The 17,836-nt window shown below is 60.2% G+C and carries 20 protein-coding genes; 16 read left to right on the top strand and 4 right to left on the bottom strand.

Features of this window, described 5'->3' with window-relative positions; all coding sequences use genetic code 11:
* Positions 1-50: 50 nt before the first annotated feature.
* The 3 genes from ACR0I8_RS11945 to fsa form a co-directional block, all read right to left on the bottom strand.
* Positions 51-971: a tyrosine recombinase XerC gene (locus tag ACR0I8_RS11945; RefSeq protein ID WP_170691117.1), complete on the bottom strand. Its 921-nt coding sequence runs from the start codon at positions 969-971 to the stop codon at positions 51-53.
* Positions 968-1,675 carry a DUF484 family protein gene (locus tag ACR0I8_RS11950; protein WP_170377781.1) on the bottom strand — a complete coding sequence of 236 codons (708 nt, stop codon included), beginning with the start codon at positions 1,673-1,675 and terminating at the stop codon, positions 968-970. The genes ACR0I8_RS11945 and ACR0I8_RS11950 overlap by 4 nt, the downstream gene beginning before the upstream one ends.
* Before the next feature lie 198 nt (positions 1,676-1,873).
* The gene (fsa, locus tag ACR0I8_RS11955) at positions 1,874-2,527 is read right to left on the bottom strand and encodes a fructose-6-phosphate aldolase (protein ID WP_050603155.1); all 654 of its coding nucleotides are present in this window, start codon (positions 2,525-2,527) and stop codon (positions 1,874-1,876) included.
* 88 nt (positions 2,528-2,615) lie between these two features.
* Between fsa and ACR0I8_RS11960 the strand changes: the two genes are divergently transcribed.
* From ACR0I8_RS11960 to ACR0I8_RS11975, 4 genes are all read left to right on the top strand, one after another.
* A complete protein-coding gene (locus ACR0I8_RS11960) occupies positions 2,616-4,811 on the top strand; it encodes a primosomal protein N' (protein ID WP_170691119.1) in 2,196 nt (731 codons plus the stop codon).
* An 80-nt stretch (positions 4,812-4,891) separates the two neighbouring features.
* A complete protein-coding gene (locus ACR0I8_RS11965; protein ID WP_170691120.1) occupies positions 4,892-6,124 on the top strand; it encodes an MFS transporter in 1,233 nt (410 codons plus the stop codon).
* A gap of 66 nt (positions 6,125-6,190) precedes the next feature.
* Positions 6,191-7,063, top strand: a complete 873-nt coding sequence (locus tag ACR0I8_RS11970) for a 50S ribosomal protein L11 methyltransferase (protein ID WP_170691122.1) — start codon at positions 6,191-6,193, stop codon at positions 7,061-7,063.
* Positions 7,064-7,171: 108 nt separating this feature from the next.
* Positions 7,172-7,516: a hypothetical protein gene (locus ACR0I8_RS11975; RefSeq protein ID WP_170691124.1), complete on the top strand. Its 345-nt coding sequence runs from the start codon at positions 7,172-7,174 to the stop codon at positions 7,514-7,516.
* Between the two features lie 97 nt (positions 7,517-7,613).
* Here ACR0I8_RS11975 and ACR0I8_RS11980 read toward each other — a convergent pair whose 3' ends face one another.
* On the bottom strand, positions 7,614-7,829 hold the full coding sequence (locus tag ACR0I8_RS11980) for a DUF1127 domain-containing protein (protein WP_170472013.1): 216 nt from the start codon (positions 7,827-7,829) through the stop codon (positions 7,614-7,616).
* Positions 7,830-8,161: 332 nt separating this feature from the next.
* Here ACR0I8_RS11980 and ruvC point away from each other — a divergent pair, with 332 nt between their 5' ends.
* From ruvC to tilS, 12 genes are all read left to right on the top strand, one after another.
* Positions 8,162-8,659, top strand: coding sequence for a crossover junction endodeoxyribonuclease RuvC (ruvC, locus tag ACR0I8_RS11985; protein ID WP_170377793.1), 498 nt, complete (start codon positions 8,162-8,164; stop codon positions 8,657-8,659).
* On the top strand, positions 8,656-9,333 hold the full coding sequence (gene ruvA, locus ACR0I8_RS11990; RefSeq protein ID WP_170691126.1) for a Holliday junction branch migration protein RuvA: 678 nt from the start codon (positions 8,656-8,658) through the stop codon (positions 9,331-9,333). Before ruvC ends, ruvA begins: the two co-directional genes overlap by 4 nt.
* A gap of 4 nt (positions 9,334-9,337) precedes the next feature.
* Positions 9,338-10,357: a Holliday junction branch migration DNA helicase RuvB gene (gene ruvB, locus ACR0I8_RS11995; protein WP_170377797.1), complete on the top strand. Its 1,020-nt coding sequence runs from the start codon at positions 9,338-9,340 to the stop codon at positions 10,355-10,357.
* Between the two features lie 63 nt (positions 10,358-10,420).
* Complete coding sequence (locus ACR0I8_RS12000; protein ID WP_170377799.1) at positions 10,421-11,044, top strand: hypothetical protein; 624 nt, start codon at positions 10,421-10,423, stop codon at positions 11,042-11,044.
* Entirely contained in the window at positions 11,041-11,424 is a 384-nt protein-coding gene (gene ybgC / locus ACR0I8_RS12005; RefSeq protein ID WP_170377801.1) for a tol-pal system-associated acyl-CoA thioesterase, read from the top strand. The genes ACR0I8_RS12000 and ybgC overlap by 4 nt, the downstream gene beginning before the upstream one ends.
* A gap of 107 nt (positions 11,425-11,531) precedes the next feature.
* Positions 11,532-12,227, top strand: a complete 696-nt coding sequence (gene tolQ, locus ACR0I8_RS12010) for a protein TolQ (RefSeq protein ID WP_170377803.1) — start codon at positions 11,532-11,534, stop codon at positions 12,225-12,227.
* 2 nt (positions 12,228-12,229) lie between these two features.
* On the top strand, positions 12,230-12,700 hold the full coding sequence (gene tolR / locus ACR0I8_RS12015; RefSeq protein ID WP_170462265.1) for a protein TolR: 471 nt from the start codon (positions 12,230-12,232) through the stop codon (positions 12,698-12,700).
* 15 nt (positions 12,701-12,715) lie between these two features.
* A complete protein-coding gene (locus tag ACR0I8_RS12020) occupies positions 12,716-13,819 on the top strand; it encodes an energy transducer TonB (protein WP_170691128.1) in 1,104 nt (367 codons plus the stop codon).
* Positions 13,816-15,135 (top strand): Tol-Pal system beta propeller repeat protein TolB, encoded by a 1,320-nt coding sequence (tolB, locus tag ACR0I8_RS12025; protein WP_170377809.1) that lies wholly within the window; start codon positions 13,816-13,818, stop codon positions 15,133-15,135. The genes ACR0I8_RS12020 and tolB overlap by 4 nt, the downstream gene beginning before the upstream one ends.
* An 84-nt stretch (positions 15,136-15,219) precedes the next feature.
* On the top strand, positions 15,220-15,726 hold the full coding sequence (gene pal / locus ACR0I8_RS12030; protein ID WP_170462258.1) for a peptidoglycan-associated lipoprotein Pal: 507 nt from the start codon (positions 15,220-15,222) through the stop codon (positions 15,724-15,726).
* A gap of 4 nt (positions 15,727-15,730) precedes the next feature.
* Positions 15,731-16,555 (top strand): tol-pal system protein YbgF, encoded by an 825-nt coding sequence (gene ybgF, locus ACR0I8_RS12035; protein WP_170691129.1) that lies wholly within the window; start codon positions 15,731-15,733, stop codon positions 16,553-16,555.
* Positions 16,546-17,805, top strand: a complete 1,260-nt coding sequence (gene tilS, locus ACR0I8_RS12040; RefSeq protein WP_480703203.1) for a tRNA lysidine(34) synthetase TilS — start codon at positions 16,546-16,548, stop codon at positions 17,803-17,805. The genes ybgF and tilS overlap by 10 nt, the downstream gene beginning before the upstream one ends.
* The last annotated feature ends 31 nt before the right edge of the window (positions 17,806-17,836 follow it).

Genomic DNA, 17,836 nt, shown 5'->3' on the forward strand with positions numbered 1-17,836 from the left:
AAAAAGACAGTTTGGTTGCAAGGACATTGAGGATGCCGTGCTTTTGAACCTCAGGCCTTTGGGTGGGCGCGGTTGTACACCTCCATCAGGCGGGCAGTATCGACGGCCGTGTAGGTCTGGGTGGTGGATAGAGAGGCGTGGCCCAGAAGCTCTTGAATCGCGCGCAGGTCCCCACCGGCTGAGAGCAGATGCGTAGCAAAACTATGCCGCATGGCATGTGGCGTCGCGGTCGCGGGTAGGCCGAGCTGCATGCGGGCCTTCGACATAACCTCTTGTATCACGCGGGGATTTAGCGCTCCGCCCCGGACACCGCGAAACAGGGCAAGGTTGTCTGATTTCGGGTGCGGGCAGAGTTGGAGATAGTGGTCCACCGCTTCGCGCGCGGCTGGAAGAACCGGGACGATCCTTTCTTTGTCGCCTTTGCCTGTAATGCGCAGGGTTGCAGGCAGGGGGGCATCTGCGCCGGTCAGAGACAGCGCCTCGGAGATGCGCAATCCGCAGCCGTAGAGCAGCGTGACAACAGCCACATCACGGGCTGAGATCCAGTCATTGCTGGATTGCAGCTCGACCGTTTCGATCATGGCGCGAGCTGCGTCCTCGGCCAAAGGGCGGGGCAGCTTTTTGGTGAATTTCGGCGCGCGGGTTGAAAGAACGGCTGTCGGTTCAAAGCCTTCACGCTCGGCCAGCCAGCGGTAGAAGCTTTTGACGGCTGACAGCTTTCGGGCCAGAGAGCGCGCGCCCACACCGCTTTGGCGTTGATCGGCCATCCAAGCGCGCATGTCCGAGACAGAAATGCGTTCGAGCGCGGCGATGCCCTGGCGGTCCCCATGGTGAAGGGTCATGAACGACAGGAAATCAGTCACATCCCCGCGATAGGCGTTTTGGGTGTTCTGAGACCGCCCTGCCAGCGCGCCCAGGCTCTCCAACCAATGTTGGAGCGCATCTCGGCAAGCTGGCGAAATCAGGCTCACGACAGCCAGTGGCGCATCGAGCGTTCGAACACGCCAGCAAAGAACGACAGTAGATCGGTTCCAAGTTGCGGCGTGAAATGCCTAGGGTCCGAGGCCCCCATGACGATGAGACCGGGCAGACGACCGGATCCAAGATCTAGTTTCAGGCAGGCTTCGGACCTGAGTTGAGCGGCAAGAGTACCGAATACCCTTTGGTTGGGCCTATCGATTTCGCGCAAGATGACATCGCGCGCGGGACCGCCGCGATCATAGGTGAGGTATTGGTCGACAAAGCCTGGTTCGACAACGGTCAGAGTGCCGCCCAGCTTGTCGATCGCGGGATCGTCCATAAGGGCGGTGGTTTCCAAAACCAGTGTGATGCGTTGGACCCGCAGGATTTCGGCGACATCCTGGCCAAGCACGCGCAGGAAGTCTTCGAACTCAACCGGTTCTAGAAGACGCAGAATGGCGCGGTGGACCTGATTGGTCCCGGCCAGATTTTCATAGGCTGCAGCGATGACAGACCGGTGCGTGTCTTCCAAGCGGTCCAGTCTGGCTTCGAGCCGTTGCATAGCAATGCCGCGCAGGTCGATGACGTTGTCACCTCGGGCCTGTTCATTGGCATCCACTAATGCCTGCATCAGATCTTTGTCATCCAGCAAAGCATCAGGCTTGGCCAGAATCGCGGCTCGGAGGTTGTCCTCGAGTTTTGGGTTGCTGCTCATGTCCCGTCCGGTCGTTTTTTGTTTTGGCGGCTTATAGCACGGCCAACCGGAATTACCTTGGGAAAAATGCACGTCAGGGTGGATTTCGTTTTGCGCTGTGTCCGGAGTGCTCCTGCCTGTGTGGCGCTGATCTGAGATCAGCCCCGCACAGTTGGGCCGGGCGCGGTGCCTGTCGGCACCGCGCGGTCGTGCTAAGGATCAGAGGATTTTCTGACCGGTTTTGGCCCAGTCTGCCAGGAAGGTTTCCAGGCCTTTGTCAGTCAGCGGGTGGTCGGCCAGTTTCTTGATGACGGCGGGCGGTGCGGTGATCACGTCGGCACCAATGCGCGCGCTGTCGGTCACGTGGTTCACGGTACGGATCGAGGCGGCGAGGATTTCGGTCTCGAACCCGTAGTTGTCATAGACCTGACGGATATCGGCGATTAGATCCATGCCGTCGAGGTTGATGTCGTCGAGACGGCCAATGAAGGGCGAGATGAAGGTTGCGCCTGCCTTGGCTGCCAAAAGAGCCTGGTTCGTCGAGAAGCACAAGGTCACGTTGACCATCTGGCCTTCGTCGCTGAGGGTTTTACAGGTTTTCAGGCCGGCCCATGTTAGCGGTACTTTGACCGCGATGTTCGGGGCGATCTTGGCCAGCTTGCGGCCTTCGGCGATCATGTCGTCGGCCTCGGTGGCGACAACTTCGGCGGATACGGGGCCGTCGACCAGATCACAGATCTCTTTGGTCACTTCCAGAATGTCGCGGCCTGATTTCAGGATCAGCGAAGGGTTGGTGGTGACGCCGTCCACCATGCCCAGGTCGTTCAGTTCGGCAATGGCGTCGATCTCGGCAGTGTCTACGAAGAATTTCATGCGGGCAGTCCTTTGATGGGTTGGCCTTGGTCGCGGATGGCTTTACCTCAAAGAGACCCCTGCTGGAACCCCCTGCATAGGATATGCTGTGAGCGCTAACGGATTTTTCGACGAAGGAGAGCTGGTTGCGGTGTTGACCACGCAGCCTCTGGACCGGACGTTGGACTACAAAGCGCCCGAGGGCGGGTGCTTTCTGGGTGCGTTTGTCGAGGTGCCATTGGGGCCGCGCAAAGTGCTGGGCGTGGTGTGGGGGCCGGGGCAGGGCGGGTTCGATCTGGCCAAGGCGCGGTCCGTGATCCGGGTGTTAGAAGTAGCGCCCATGCGCGAAGAGATGCGGGTGTTTCTAGGGAAAGTGGCGGACTACACGCTGACACCGATGCCTGCGATGCTGCGCCTTGCGACTCGCGCGCCGGGCTTAGGGGATCCGCCCTCGATGCGCAAGGTCTACCGGTCGGGTACGTCTGAACCGGACCGGATGACCGATGCACGCACCCGGGTGATTGAGGTGTTGAAAGAATATGGCGGGCTGGCCTTCACCTTGAAGGAGCTGGCCGAGCAGGCCGGGGTAACGACCTCTGTCGTCAAAGGGTTGGTCAAACTGGGCGCGGTTCGGGAAGAGGACAGTCCACGCGATCTACCCTATCCTCATCTCGATCCCGAGTTGCCCGGTAAAGACCTGACCGAAGACCAGGCGGCAGCCGTGGCGCGTCTGCAGGCGGGCCAGCAGACCGGCAACTACGGTACAACGCTGTTGAAGGGTGTGACAGGTTCGGGCAAGACAGAGGTCTATCTTGAGGCCGTCGCCGAAGCACTGCGCATGGGGCGACAGGCGCTGGTTCTTCTGCCCGAAATTGCACTGACCGCAGAATTCCTGACCCGCGTCGAGGCCCGGTTTGGTGCCCGTCCGGCCGAGTGGCACTCAGGGGCCACGATGACCGAACGCCGCCGGGTCTGGCGGATGGTCGGGCAGGGTGATGCGCAACTGGTGGTGGGCGCGCGCTCGGCCCTGTTCCTGCCATTCCGTGATTTGGGCTTGGTTGTGGTCGATGAGGAACACGACACCTCATATAAACAGGAAGACGGCGTGCACTATAGCGCGCGAGACATGGCGGTTCTGCGCTCGGCCATTTGCGGCGGGCGAGTGATTCTGGCTAGCGCGACGCCCTCGTTGGAAAGCTGGGCCAATGCCGAGGCGGGCAAGTATGAGCGGCTGGATCTGGCCTCACGCTTCGGGGCGGCGGTGCTGCCCGAGATGAAACCGATCGATATGCGGGCCGAGCAAATGCAAACGGGGACGTGGATTTCCCCGTCCTTGCGGCAGGCAGTGCGGCAACGGAAGGAAAAGGGTGAACAATCACTGCTGTTCATCAACCGCCGGGGCTATGCGCCAGTGACCTTGTGCCGGGCTTGTGGGGAACAGATTGCCTGCGATCACTGCGACGCGCGGATGGTAGAGCACCGGTTCCTCAAGCGCCTGATGTGCCATCAATGCGGCGAGACCAAACCGATGCCAGATACTTGCCCGTCTTGCGGGGTCGAAGGGAAACTGGCCCCGGTCGGCCCGGGGATCGAACGGCTGGCGGAAGAGGCCGAGGCGACTTTCCCCGAGGCCAAGATCGCAATGCTCAGTTCCGACCTGTTCGGCTCGGCCCGCGCGTTGAAAGCCAAGATTGAAGAGATCGCCGAGGGCGACGCCGATATCGTCATCGGCACGCAGCTGGTGGCCAAGGGGCATAACTTTCCCAAGCTGACGCTGGTGGGGGTCATTGATGCCGATCTCAGCCTGCATGGAGCGGATTTGCGCGCGGCAGAGCGGACGTTTCAATTGATGCGGCAGGTGGCCGGACGTGCGGGGCGCGCAGACAAGCCGGGGCAGGCGCTGTTGCAAACGTTTCAGCCCGAGCATCCGGTCATCCGCGCCATTCTATCGGGTGATGAAGAAGGCTTCTGGAAAGCCGAGGCCGCTGGTCGACAGGCCGCTGGTGTGCCGCCCTATGGGCGCATGGCGGGGATCGTGCTGTCTGGCCCCGAGGTCGCTCCGGTCTTCGATATCGGCAATGCGATGGCGCGCAATGATGCGCCGCTGCGCGAGATTGGCGCTCAGGTCTTTGGTCCGGCCCCTGCGCCGATTGCCCGCATCCGGGGCAGGCATCGCGTACGCCTTTTGGTCAAGGCCCCCAAGGGCGCGCCCATTCAGGACGCCATCGCCCGCTGGATCGCGCCGCTGCGCCTGAAAGGGGATATCCGCCTGACCGTCGATATCGACCCGCAGAACTTTTACTGACCTCTGCACAGGCGCAGAGCGGATGTGCGCTGGGATCTCTCCTCTCGCCAAAGCGCAAAAATCGGCGTAGAGGGAGTCGCATGTTGAAACCCATGCCACTTTCCGAGGCGCAAAGCCTGCCGTTCTGGCAGCGCCCGATCACGCTGCTGTTCATGATGGCGTTGACCATGCCCATTGCCTTCAATGGGTGGAGCGCGCTGTTGAACAACTTCGTCATCGAAGTGGCGAATTTCGATGGCGCAGATATTGGCTTGTTGCACACTGTGCGGGAAATACCGGGTTTTCTGGCCGTCGGTGTGATCGCTGTGATCATCTTTGTGCGGGAGCAGGTGCTGGCCATGATCTCGCTGATGATGCTGGGCGTGGCGACGGCGGTGACTGCATGGTTCCCAAGCCTTGGTGGGCTGCTATTCGTAACGCTCTTTAGCTCGATCGGATTTCACTACTACGAGACGGTCAACCAGTCGTTGCAGTTGCAATGGCTACCAAAGGACCGTGCGCCACAGATTCTGGGATGGCTTGTGGCGATGGGCTCGGCGGCGACGGCAGTGGTCTATGGGTTGATCGTCCTGACCTGGGACCGGTTCGACCTGTCCTATAACTTCGTCTTCATGATGGCGGGCGGTGCGACGGCTCTGCTGGCTCTGTTTTGCCTGCTTGCCTATCCGCAATTCGACGCACCGACACCGCAGACCAAAAAGCTGATCCTGCGCAAACGCTATTGGCTTTATTACGCGCTGCAATTCATGGCAGGCGCGCGCCGTCAGATCTTTGTGGTTTTCGCGGGCTTCATGATGGTCGAGAAATTCGGGTTCGAGGTCCACGAACTCACCAGCCTCTACCTGATCAACCTCGTGATCAATATGGCGGCGGCTCCGATGTTGGGCAAAGCGGTGTCCAAATTTGGCGAGCGCCGGACATTGATCTTCGAATATGCCGGGCTTGCCATTGTCTTCGCAGCCTATGGTGGCATCTACTGGTTTGGGTGGGGTGTGGTTCTGGCGGCGACCCTCTATGTGATCGACCATGTCCTGTTTGCGCTGGCTTTGGCCTTGAAGACCTATTTCCAGAAAATCGCCGATCCGGCCGATATCGCACCGACGGCCGCTGTGGCGTTTACCATCAACCATATCGCCGCGGTGTTCCTGCCCGCGCTGCTTGGGCTGCTTTGGGTGGCCTCACCCGGTGCGGTGTTTGCGCTGGCGGCGGCAATGGCGATGATCTCGCTTGCTCTGTCTCTGTTGATCCCGCGCCATCCTGAGCCGGGCAATGAGACCATCCTGACCAAATACGCGCCGGCACCCGCCGAATAGGCGCAAGAGCTTGACCTTGGCGGGCCCACGCCCTACGCGCTGTCTTGACCCAGACAGGAGGCCCCCATGCCCACATTCACCGCTCTTACCACGCTGACCGGCAAGAAACCCGCCGAAGGTCTTGGCGAAGCGATGGAGCGTCTGGATCCCGAACCCACTGGCGTTGGCGTTTTTGAAGTCGAAGATGGCTCGGGCCTGTGGGAGGTTGGTGGGTATTTCACCGAAGCCCCCGATGAGACGGCGCTGGCTGTACTGGCCGCGGCCTTTGAGGCCAAGCCCTTTGTGGTATCCGAGCTGCCCGAAACCGATTGGGTTGCCCATGTGCGCCGTGAACTGGCCCCGGTCGAGGCGGGCCGTTTCTTTGTCTATGGCAGCCACGACGCCGACAAGCTGCCCGAAGGTCGGATCCCCCTGTTGATCGAGGCCGCGATGGCCTTTGGTACCGGCCACCACGGAACGACTCTGGGCTGTCTAAAGGCGCTTGATCAGTTGCTGGACGAAGGGTTCTCGGCCAGCAAGGTCGCCGATATCGGGTGTGGGACTGCCGTGCTGGCCATGGCAGCTGCGCGTGTTTGGGAAGGGGACATCATCGCCAGTGACATTGATCAGGTTGCCGTCGATGTGGCCGAAGCGAACCTGAAGGCCAATGGCATGTCCGGTCAGGTTCACTGTGTCGAGGCCGCTGGCTTCGATCACCCGGACCTGAACGCGCACGCGCCCTATGATTTGATTTTCGCCAACATCCTGAAGGGTCCGCTGGTCGCTCTGTCGCCGGAAATCTCGGCGAATCTGCGGGCGGAGGGCTATGCAATCCTGTCGGGAATCCTGAACGAACAGGCCGATGATGTGGTGAATGTTTATTCCCAGAATGGCTTCAATCTGCATCATCGAGATGAGATTGGTGAATGGACGACGCTAATCTTAAGTAAACAGGGCTAAATCAGGGCCATTTACAGGAGTTTTCTAGAGTCGCGCCACGTTTTTGTCGCAATCTATGCTTACCCTTTTTTAATCATTTTGATGGGGGGCGGTTTTGTGGAGGCTGCCATGGCGGGAAAACAACTGGAATTTGATCAGCGCGTTCAGCGCCTGAACAAGAAGCACTCGAAGCTCAGCAAAGGCTATCGCGCAACGATGCGCAAAGATGGCTTGGTGGTGATGAAGCCGCAAAGGGTCCGCTCTGCGGTTCCGGCCAAAGTTCTGCTGTTTACTCTGCTGGCAGTTTTCGCGTTTAAAGCGTTTCTTTTGTCCAACCTTGGCCCCTCAGGATATCAATACCGCATCGACAGCCTGAAAGAGGGCACACAGGTCGAACAGGCAGGCGCTTGGATCATGCAGATCGACCCGGTTTCACAGTTCCTCTCGGTTCAGCTCAACAAAGTTCTCTACTAAGCACCAGCTGAAACAGAAAACACCGCGGCCTTTCGACTCGCGGTGTTTCTTTGCGCCCCACAGGGAGGAGAAAGGGGCGTATAGCGAGGGGGTCGTCTTACCGGCGGCCTTCGGCGATGACGTCGATGTCGCCGCGGCACAGGCCGATATCATCCAGTTCGCGGTCGCTCAGACCTGTCAGCACGTTGCGTGTTACGCGGGCGTCATTCCAATCGACGGCGGCATGTGCAACCGATGTAAAAAATGCGCCGATACGGCCAACGAGGCCGAATGAGCCAGTGGTGGCGATGCGGGTCGAGTCCAGTGCAGCCATATCCTGTTTCCTTCTGGTTTGTGTGAACATTTGATCTTGCGATCTGAGCGGCATCTAGTGTCGAAGATTTGCCCGCGCAATAGCATTTTTTGCATGTGTCCTATGCAGTTTTTGCAACGCTTGCCGAATCTGTAAGCACCTTAAAAACATGATTAAAATGGGTTCATAAAAGTGTCGATTTCAGACTTTTCGAAGTCGCAAACCGTCCTTCGTGTCGCGCGTAGGATGGCGGTGTCGTTTTCAGGCTTAGGGTCAATTCGCTTGGAAAATGTTCACGCTTCGTGCTATCCGTTGAAAAAAGATCACAAAACCCGAGCGGGCTGAGGCGAAGCATGCGAATTCTGGGCATTGATCCGGGGCTTAGGACCCTGGGATGGGGCGTCATCGAATCAAATGGCAGCCGATTGAGTCACGTTTCGAACGGTTTGTGCAAATCTGACGGGGATGATCTGGGCGAGCGACTGCTGTCTCTGCACAATCAGATTGTCGAGGTCATCGCCGAATATAGGCCCGACCAAGCTGCGATCGAGCAAACTTTCGTCAACAAGGACGGTGCCGGGACGCTGAAACTGGGTCAGGCGCGTGGGGTGGCCTTGCTGACGTTGGCACAGGCCGGGCTGCCTGTGGGGGAATACGCTCCGAACCGGGTCAAGAAAACCGTCGTTGGCGTTGGGCATGCCGAGAAAGAGCAGGTCCTGCACATGGTCAAGCTGCAGTTGCCGGGGTGTCTGCCCAAGGGCGCGGATGCGGCGGATGCATTGGCGATCGCGATCTGTCATGCGTATTACGGCAAGACACAACAGCCGCGTGTGAAAGAGGTGAGGGCATGATCGGTAAACTGACAGGGCGTCTGGACTATCGCGCCGCAGATCACATCCTGATCGACGTGCGGGGCGTGGGTTACATCGTCTATTGCTCTGACCGGACCATGGCTGCGTTGCCGGGCGTGGGTGAGGCGGTCTCGATCTATACCGATATGGTCGTGCGTGAAGATCTGATGCAGCTTTACGGGTTTCTTTCCCTGATCGAGAAGGAATGGCATCGACTATTGTGTTCGGTTCAGGGCGTCGGGGCCAAGGTCTCGCTGGCCATTCTCAGCGCGTTGGGGCCGGATGGTGTAAGCCGCGCGATTGCTTTGGGCGATTGGGGTGCGGTGAAGGCTGCCAAGGGGGTCGGTCCGAAGACCGCTCAGCGCATTGTGTTAGACCTTAAGGACAAGGCCCCGGGGGTTATGGCGATGGGCGGCAATGTGACCGAGGCGATGAACGGCCCCGCGTTGGAGGTTGTTGAAACCGTCGAGCCGCAACCAGCACCCAAACGGACTGCGAAACCGACCTCGGGATCGGCGGCGGCCTCTGCGGGGGCGTTGTCGGCCTTGTCGAATTTGGGATATGGCCCATCCGATGCGGCCTCGGCCGTGGCGGAGGCGGCGGCCAATCTGCCCGACGCGGGTGAGGCTGAATTGATCCGCGCGGCGCTCAAGCTGCTGGCTCCGAAAGGGTGATTGAATGGTAGACGCCGATCCCACGCTGCGGCCTGACCCTCTGCCCGAGGACAATGACCGCGCCCTTCGTCCGCAGGGGCTGGATGAGTTCATCGGTCAGGCCGAGGCGCGTGCAAATCTGCGCATCTTCATCCAATCCGCCCGACAGCGCGGCGAGGCGATGGATCATACGCTGTTCCATGGTCCTCCGGGTTTGGGGAAAACCACGTTGGCGCAGATTATGGCGCGTGAGCTAGGGGTGAACTTCCGTATGACCTCTGGTCCGGTTCTGGCCAAGGCGGGCGATCTGGCGGCGATCCTGACCAATCTGGAAGCGCGGGACGTGTTGTTCATCGACGAAATCCATCGCTTGAACCCGGCGGTCGAGGAAGTTCTCTATCCTGCAATGGAAGATTTTGAGCTGGATTTGGTGATTGGCGAAGGCCCGGCTGCTCGTACCGTTCGGATCGAGTTGCAGCCGTTTACGCTGGTTGGAGCCACCACGCGGATGGGTCTGCTGACCACGCCGCTGCGCGACCGTTTTGGTATTCCGACCCGGTTGCAGTTCTACACGGTCGATGAATTGCACGAGATCGTCAGCCGCAACGCACGCAAACTGGGTGCACCAGCAGACGACGACGGCGCGCGTGAAATTGCGCGCAGGTCGCGTGGGACGCCTCGGATCGCAGGCCGTTTGCTGAGGCGCGTGGTGGACTTTGCAATCGTCGAAGGCGACGGGCGGATTACACGCGAATTGGCTGATGGCGCGCTGACACGTTTGGGCGTCGATCATCTCGGGTTGGACGGCGCGGACCGTCGGTATCTGAAACTGGTCGCTGAGAATTATGGCGGTGGTCCGGTTGGGATTGAGACAATGTCGGCGGCCTTATCGGAAAGTCGCGACTCGCTTGAGGAAGTGATCGAGCCCTATTTGCTGCAGCAGGGATTGATACAACGCACGCCACGCGGGCGGATGCTGGCGCAGAAGGCGTGGACGCATTTGGGCATGGCTGCACCAAAGGGTCAGAGCGATCTGTTTGGTTGAGGCTGGCGCTGAGGGATTTTATGCCTTCGGCGAGAGTATTTTTGAAAAGATGAAGGGCTGGGCGTGACACCGGACGAGATCGAGGCGCTGTTTACGCGCGAAAGCGGAGAGTTCCTGTTTGCGCGGTGGGGTCGCCCCATCGTACCGATCGTTTTCGGTGTCGAGGATGAGACGCTGGCAACAGTCAAGGGCGCTTTCGAGGCCGTGGTGACGCTGGCCGGTCACAAGATGGCCGAGACGGATCCAGAGCTGGGCGCCAATTGCATGGTCTTTTTCTTCCGCGACTGGCAGGAACTGCTGGAGGTCCCGGATCTGGACCGCCTTGTCCCCGATCTGGCACCTTTGGTTGAGCGTCTGGTCGCTGCGGATGCCAATCAGTACCGCATCTTCCGGTTCGAAGAAGACGGCGCGATCCGCGCGGCCTTCGTATTCCTGCGCATGGATAAAGAACTATCCAAAGTCCCTGCCGAGACTCTGGCGCTCAGTCAAGTAGTTCAAACCATTCTGCTCTGGTCGGATACGGCGTTTCGAACCCAGTCAGCTCTGGCTGTGGCGGGCGAGGCGACGATTCTGCGCCCGGATATTGCGGGTCTGATCCGGGCCGCTTACGATCCGATCTTGCCGGGGGCGGCGCATGATGCGTCGCACGCGCTGCGCCTGTTTGCCCGGTTGGAGCTGCCGCAATGAAGCACATCTTTCCGGTTCGCGTTTACTATGAAGACACCGACATGGGCGGAGTCGTCTATCACGCGAACTACCTGCGCTACATCGAACGCGCGCGTTCGGACTGGGTGCGTCGTTTGGGCAATGACCAGAACGCCATGCGGGATGAGGGGATCGTTTGGGTCGTACGGCGGGTCGAGGCTGACTACCTGTCGCCTGCCAAGTTTGATGACGAATTGATCGTCGAAACAGAAGTGACCGAGATTTCCGGCGTGCGCCTGACCATGGCGCAGCTTGTGAAACGGGGTGAGACCAATATTTTCCGCGCTTCGGTCACGGCGGTTTGCATCAATAAAGACGGCAAACCGATCCGCCTCCCGGCAGAGATTCGCGCATTGATGTAACATTTTCGCAGCCCGGGGTGGTTCTGTTGGCTTTTCAACCCCAACTGCGTTAGCGTTTGGCAAAACAAGGCCAAACAAACGGCCATCAGGCAAAAAAGAGCAGGTTCATGGAAGCTGAAACGCTGGCGCTGGCGCAGGAGATCGATTTCTCCATGTGGGGGCTGTATGCCCGCGCGACCTTTATCGTAAAACTGGTGATGCTGATGCTGATCGCGGCGTCGATTTGGTCCTGGGGCATCATCATTCAGAAACTCATCAACTATCGCGCGGCCCGGCGCGAAGCGCAGAAATTTGATGAGAGCTTCTGGTCTGGCAACCCGCTGGATGAGTTATTTGAGCAGATCGGCTCGCAGCCCGATGGCAGTTCCGAGAAGATATTTGCGGCCGGCATGATCGAGTGGCGCAGGTCGCATCGCACGGATGGAGGTTTGATCGCCGGGGCGACGGCTCGGATCGACCGGTCGATGGATGTGGCAATCGCAAAAGAGGCTGAGACACTGCAGAAGGGTCTGCCGATCTTGGCGACTGTTGGCTCAACTGCGCCGTTCATTGGTCTGTTCGGCACGGTCTGGGGCATCATGAATGCGTTTATCGAGATTGCCGAGCAGCAGAATACCAACCTCGCCGTTGTGGCGCCCGGCATTGCCGAGGCGTTGCTTGCCACCGGTCTGGGCCTGCTGGCCGCGATCCCGGCGGTGATTTTCTACAACAAGCTCAGCGCGGATAGTGACCGGATCGTTGGAGGCTATGAGGCCTTTGCCGATGAATTCGCCACCATCCTGTCGCGCCAGTTGGATAGCTGACCATGGGGGCAGCGGTTCAGCAAAGCTCGGGCGGGAACGGACGTAGGCGCGGACGCCGGCGCGGTCGCGCCCAGCCGATGGCTGAGATCAACGTCACGCCCTTTGTCGACGTCATGCTGGTGCTGTTGATCATCTTCATGGTCGCAGCGCCTCTGCTGACCGTTGGGGTGCCGGTCGATCTGCCCAAGACTGCCGCAAGCGCCTTGCCTGGCGATAGTGAGGAACCGCTGACCGTCACGCTGACCGCCGATGGTCGTATTCAGATACAGACCACGGATATCGCGCGCGACGAGCTGATTGGACGCTTGCGCGCCATCGCGGCAGAACGCAGCAGTGACCGTGTCTTCCTGCGGGCGGATGGGGCGATCCCCTACGCTCAGGTGATGCAGGTGATGGGCGCACTGAATGCGGGCGGGTTTTCAAATGTGGGTCTGGTGACGGATACCGGCGGGCCGACGCTGGACGATGGGTAAAGGTGGGGTCGCGCGGTGGATACCGGCACCAAGATTTCAGCGATTGCGCATGTCAGCCTGATCGGCTGGGCGTTGTTCGGCGGCACCTTCCGGTCCGAGCCGCTGCCGACACAAGTGCAGGATGTTTCCGTGATTTCGGCTGAGCAATTCGCAGCGCTCACGGCGCAGCGCGATGCGCCTGAGCTGCCGGAGTCTCCGGGTACTCTGGAACAACCCGACGCGCCGGAATCTGAGGTCAGCGCCCCTGAGGTGACACCGGAAGAACAGCCGCGCCCGGAGCCTGTGACGCCCGCAGAGCCGGAGCCTGAGACTGTTCCCGAAACGGTCGAGGTTCAGCCTGAGCCTGAGTTGCCCGAAGAACCTCCGACGTTGACGGAACCGGAAACGGCCGCCTTGCCGGTGCCGCCGGGACCTGAAGCGCAACCCAGCCCAGCCGAGCGTGTTGCCCCCGAGGCTATCGCGCCGCCTCCGCCCGAGGCAGAGCCGGATGAGGTGCAAACGCCCCCGGTTTCACTGGACGAAGGCGCTGAGACGCAACAAGAGCAACAGGATCAGACGGCCCCTGAAGAAGCCGCGCCCGAGATTGTGACCGAGGCCGAAGAGACCGACGAGCCAGCGCCTCTGACCTCTCCGCGCCCGCGTGTGCGGCCCAACCGTCCTGAACCCGCGCCTGAGGTTGCGGAAACTCCGGAACCGGCCCCGGAAACCCCAACGCCAACGCCTGCGCCGGACAATAGTGACGCCATCAATGACGCGTTGTCCGAAGCCTTGGCGGGTGGAACGGAACCCTCCGGCCCGCCGCTCACCAGCGGTGAAAAGGACGCGATGCGCGTTGCAGTGTCGCGGTGCTGGAATGTCGGATCACTGTCGACCGATGCGCTGAACGTGGTGGTGACGGTTGCGTTCTCGCTCAATCGAGATGGCACGATTATCAGCGAGAGCATTCGCTTGCTGAATAGCTCTGGCGGTGCTTCGGGTGCCGAAAATCAAGCCTATCAGGCGGCCCGACGCGCAATTTTGCGCTGTGGCGCGCGTGGATATGATCTGCCTGCTGACAAATACGATCACTGGCAGGATATTGAGATTACATTCAATCCCGAGAGGATGCGGATCAAATGATGAAACTTCTGACCAGCCTCTTTCTTGGGCTGACCTTGGTGTCAGCTCCGGTTTACGCTCAGAACAGCCCCCTGCGGTTGGAAATCGACGAAGGCATCATCGAGCCGATGCCCTTTGCGGTTCCCAACTTCGTACCCGACGGCCCGGCAGCGACGCAGTTCGCCAACGATATCTCGCGTGTCGTTGCGGCGGATCTGACCGGAACGGGGTTGTTCCGCGAAATCTCATCGGACGCGTTCATCAGCCGGGTCAGCAGCTTTGACGCGCCGGTCCAGTTTGCCGATTGGAAAGCGATCAACGCGCAGGCTTTGGTGACAGGGGCGGTGAATGTTTCGGGCAAGCGGCTGACGGTTCGGTTCCGGGTCTGGGATGTGTTTTCGGGGCAGGAGCTTGGGAACGGTCTGCAGTTGGCGGGCACCACGGATGGCTGGCGACGCATGGCGCACAAGGTTGCTGATCAGGTCTACAGCCGGATTACGGGCGAGGGCGCCTATTTCGATAGCCGCGTTGCTTTTGTGTCGGAAAGTGGCCCAAAGAACCAGCGCCTCAAGCGTCTAGCGATCATGGATTATGACGGGGCCAATGTTCAGTACATGACGGATAGCGCGGCCATCGTTCTGGCCCCGCGCTTTTCGCCGACTGGCGAGCAACTGCTCTATACCAGCTACGAAAGCGGCAGTCCGCGCATCTATATTCTGGATGTGGGCCGCGTGCAGCGGCGCGAACTGCAAACGCAGGACGGCACCATGAGCTTTTCTCCGCGTTTTTCACCGGACGGGCGGTCGATTGTGTATTCGCTGATTCAGGGCGGCAATACCGATCTGTGGCGGATGGATCTGGCCTCAGGCCAAAGCACCCGCCTGACCAACACGCCTGCGATCGAAACCGCGCCCAGCTATTCGCCGGATGGCAGCCAGATCGTGTTTGAAAGCGACCGTTCAGGCACGCCGCAGCTTTATGTGATGGCGGCAAACGGCGGCGAAGCGACGCGGATCAGCTTTGGTCAGGGGCGGTATGGTACGCCGGTCTGGTCGCCGCGTGGTGATCTGATTGCCTTCACCAAGCAGAACAAAGGCCGCTTCCATATCGGCGTGATGCGCACCGATGGCAGTGAGGAACGCCTGCTGACTTCGTCCTTTCTCGACGAAGGCCCGACCTGGTCGCCAAACGGCCGCGTCATCATGTTCACCCGCGAGACGCAGGGCGCAAGTGGACGGGCGACGCTCTATTCCGTGGATATCTCGGGTCGAAACCTGCGCCCCGTGCGCACGCCGGATGGCGGCAGCGACCCGTCCTGGGGGCCATTGCAGAATTGATCGCCGCCAATGCGAGGCAAAGTTCACAAGAAACAGTCGCTGTGATAGACAGGCGGCAACAAACAAAACAACGAGGCACTTGAGATGAACGTATTGGGCAAAATCCTGGCCTTGGGCGCGCTAAGCGTGGTCGCGGCCTGTACCAACAATGATCCTTCGGCTTTGGGTGGCAGCGGCGCTGGTGGTAGCGGCTCGATTGTCGCTGGCTCTCCTAGTGATCCGCGCTCGCCCGCCTATTTCCAGCAGACGGTCGGGGATCGTGTTCTGTTCGCGGTTGATCAGTCCACCCTGTCGCCGCAGGCGCAGACCGTTTTACAAGGGCAGGCGGAATGGCTGCTGGCCAACCCTGATTACGTGGCAACCATCGAAGGTCACGCGGATGAGCAGGGCACGCGGGAATACAACCTTGCGCTGGGCGCACGTCGGGCCAATGCGGCGCGTGAATACCTGATTTCGCGTGGGGTCGCAGGCAATCGTCTGACGACGGTCAGCTTCGGCAAAGAACGCCCGATCGAGATTTGCAGCACCGAGGACTGTTATTCCAAAAACCGCCGCGCGGTTACGGTGCTGACCGGTTCAACCTTGGGGTAAGACGATGAGAGTTGCAGGATGGGTTCTGGCCGCAGTTGTGGCAACAGCAGGCGTCGCGCAAGCGCAGGATCAGCAGACCCTGGCGGATATCCGGCAGGAGTTGACAGTGCTGTATGTCGAGATACAGCGCTTGAAACGTGAGTTTTCGACCACTGGCTCTCCTGCGCCCAACCTGTCTGGCAGCTCGATCCTTGAACGTGTGGATGCGATTGAGGCCGAGTTGCAGCGCCTGACCCGTCAGACTGAGCAGTTGAATCAGCGCGTCCAGAATATCGTGACCGACGGCACCAACCGGATCGGTGATCTTGAATTCCGCTTGGTCGAGCTGGAAGGCGGCGATTTGTCGGCACTGGGTGAGACCTCCACTTTGGGCGGCGAAGGGGAATCCACCGCTGCGGTAACACCCGCGCCGACGGAGCCGAACACTTCGGACCAGGGCGAGCTGGCCGTTGGCGAGCGAGCGGATTTCGACGATGCGTCTCAAGCGCTGGCGGATGGTGACTTCCAGACAGCCGCCACGATGTTCGCACAATTCGACACCTCATATCCCGGCAGCCCACTTGCACCCGAGGCGCATTTGAACCGCGGCAAAGCGCTCGAAGGGCTCGGGGATACGCGCGAGGCGGCGCGTGCATTCCTCGCCAGCTTTACTGGGGATTCCGAAGGAGCTGTGGCGCCCGAAGCTCTGTTCGAACTTGGCGCTGCTTTGGGTCGTTTGGGCCAGACCGATCAAGCCTGCATCACCTTGTCAGAGGTTGGCGTGCGTTTCCCTGCCTCGGGGCAAGCCACCAGTGCAGTGCAGGAAATGGCCTCTTTGGGGTGTTCTTGACCCCGCCACTCGACACACTGACATCCGACATGCGCGCCCGGCTGCCTGACCGGTTGCCAGAGCGTATGGGCATCGCGGTCTCGGGCGGAGGGGACTCTGTCGCCCTGATGCACCTTTTGCACCGTATTGCGTCTGACGAAGGTGTGGCGCTGTTCGCCGCCACGGTCGACCACGGTTTGCGCGCCGAGTCTGCGGATGAGGCCCGAATGGTTGCAAAACAGGCCGCCGCGTTGGGTATTCCTCACGAAATTTTGAGCTGGCAGGGTTGGGATGGCGCAGGCAACCTGCAGGATCAGGCCCGGCAGGCGCGATATGCGTTACTGACGGAGTGGGCGAAGCGCAACGATATCAGCGCGATTACGCTGGGCCATACGGCGGATGATCAGGCCGAAACACTTCTTATGCGACTGGCCCGTTCGGCCGGGGTGACGGGACTGTCGGGTATGCCAAGCAGTCGAACCCACGATGGGATCGACCTGTTGCGCCCTATGCTAGGGATCACTCGAGATAGGCTGCGGGCCTATTTGACCGAGATCGGCGCGCAGTGGGTCGAGGACCCCTCGAATCAGGATACACGCTTTGACCGGATCAAGGCGCGGCAAGCCGTGTCTGATCTGGAACCGCTAGGCATATCGGCCGAAACCCTGACGCGTGTCGCCGACAACCTCACACAAGCGCGTGAGGCGCTAGAACGCTATGCGCAGGACTCCGCCCAAGGGGTAGCTACGGTCGATGCTGGGTCCGTTGTGCTGGATCGCGAGGGCTTCGCCGCGCTGCCTGAAGAAATCCGGCGTAGGGTTCTGGTTGGCGCTGTTTCATGGATCGCGGGCCCCGGCTACCCGCCGCGCCAATCGACTGTGGATCAGGCGTTGCAGGCCATTCTGAACGGGGGTCCCGCCGCAATTGGGGGCTGTTTGCTGTTTTCAAAGGCAGAAAAACAGTGGATCTGCAGAGAATTCAACGCGGTTGACGGCCTGACCGCGAAAATCACGGCTACATGGGACGCGCGTTGGGTGCTGTCCGGCCCCGATATTCCAGGGACGGAGATTCGGGCTCTTGGTGAAAACGGCTTACAGATGCTGTCCGACTGGCGTGCCGCGGGGCGTCCACGGCTTGCTTTGCAAGCGTCCCCAGCGGTTTGGAGGGGCGACACTCTTGAGGCCGCGCCCCTGGCCGGATTCGCCAATGGCTGGAGCGCTGATCTGGCTCCTGATTGGCCTGAGTTTCACGCATCTTTTTTATCGCATTGAACCTCAGCCAATCCTCTCTATTTTAAGAAGC

It is taken from the genome of Ruegeria sp. BG9, assembly GCF_056538305.1.

Excerpts from the sequence above, each read along its gene's own strand:
- ACR0I8_RS11980 (WP_170472013.1), bottom strand. The coding sequence starts at position 7,829 with ATGGCTGCACTGGACTCGACCCGCATCGCCACCACTGGCTCATTCGGC.
- ybgF (WP_170691129.1), top strand. The coding sequence starts at position 15,731 with ATGAGAGTTGCAGGATGGGTTCTGGCCGCAGTTGTGGCAACAGCAGGC.
- ruvC (WP_170377793.1), top strand. The coding sequence starts at position 8,162 with ATGCGAATTCTGGGCATTGATCCGGGGCTTAGGACCCTGGGATGGGGC.
- ACR0I8_RS11970 (WP_170691122.1), top strand. The coding sequence starts at position 6,191 with ATGCCCACATTCACCGCTCTTACCACGCTGACCGGCAAGAAACCCGCC.
- tolQ (WP_170377803.1), top strand. The coding sequence starts at position 11,532 with ATGGAAGCTGAAACGCTGGCGCTGGCGCAGGAGATCGATTTCTCCATG.
- ACR0I8_RS11975 (WP_170691124.1), top strand. The coding sequence starts at position 7,172 with ATGGCGGGAAAACAACTGGAATTTGATCAGCGCGTTCAGCGCCTGAAC.
- ruvA (WP_170691126.1), top strand. The coding sequence starts at position 8,656 with ATGATCGGTAAACTGACAGGGCGTCTGGACTATCGCGCCGCAGATCAC.
- fsa (WP_050603155.1), bottom strand. The coding sequence starts at position 2,527 with ATGAAATTCTTCGTAGACACTGCCGAGATCGACGCCATTGCCGAACTG.
- ruvB (WP_170377797.1), top strand. The coding sequence starts at position 9,338 with ATGGTAGACGCCGATCCCACGCTGCGGCCTGACCCTCTGCCCGAGGAC.
- tolR (WP_170462265.1), top strand. The coding sequence starts at position 12,230 with ATGGGGGCAGCGGTTCAGCAAAGCTCGGGCGGGAACGGACGTAGGCGC.
- pal (WP_170462258.1), top strand. The coding sequence starts at position 15,220 with ATGAACGTATTGGGCAAAATCCTGGCCTTGGGCGCGCTAAGCGTGGTC.
- ybgC (WP_170377801.1), top strand. The coding sequence starts at position 11,041 with ATGAAGCACATCTTTCCGGTTCGCGTTTACTATGAAGACACCGACATG.
- ACR0I8_RS11950 (WP_170377781.1), bottom strand. The coding sequence starts at position 1,675 with ATGAGCAGCAACCCAAAACTCGAGGACAACCTCCGAGCCGCGATTCTG.
- tolB (WP_170377809.1), top strand. The coding sequence starts at position 13,816 with ATGATGAAACTTCTGACCAGCCTCTTTCTTGGGCTGACCTTGGTGTCA.
- ACR0I8_RS11965 (WP_170691120.1), top strand. The coding sequence starts at position 4,892 with ATGTTGAAACCCATGCCACTTTCCGAGGCGCAAAGCCTGCCGTTCTGG.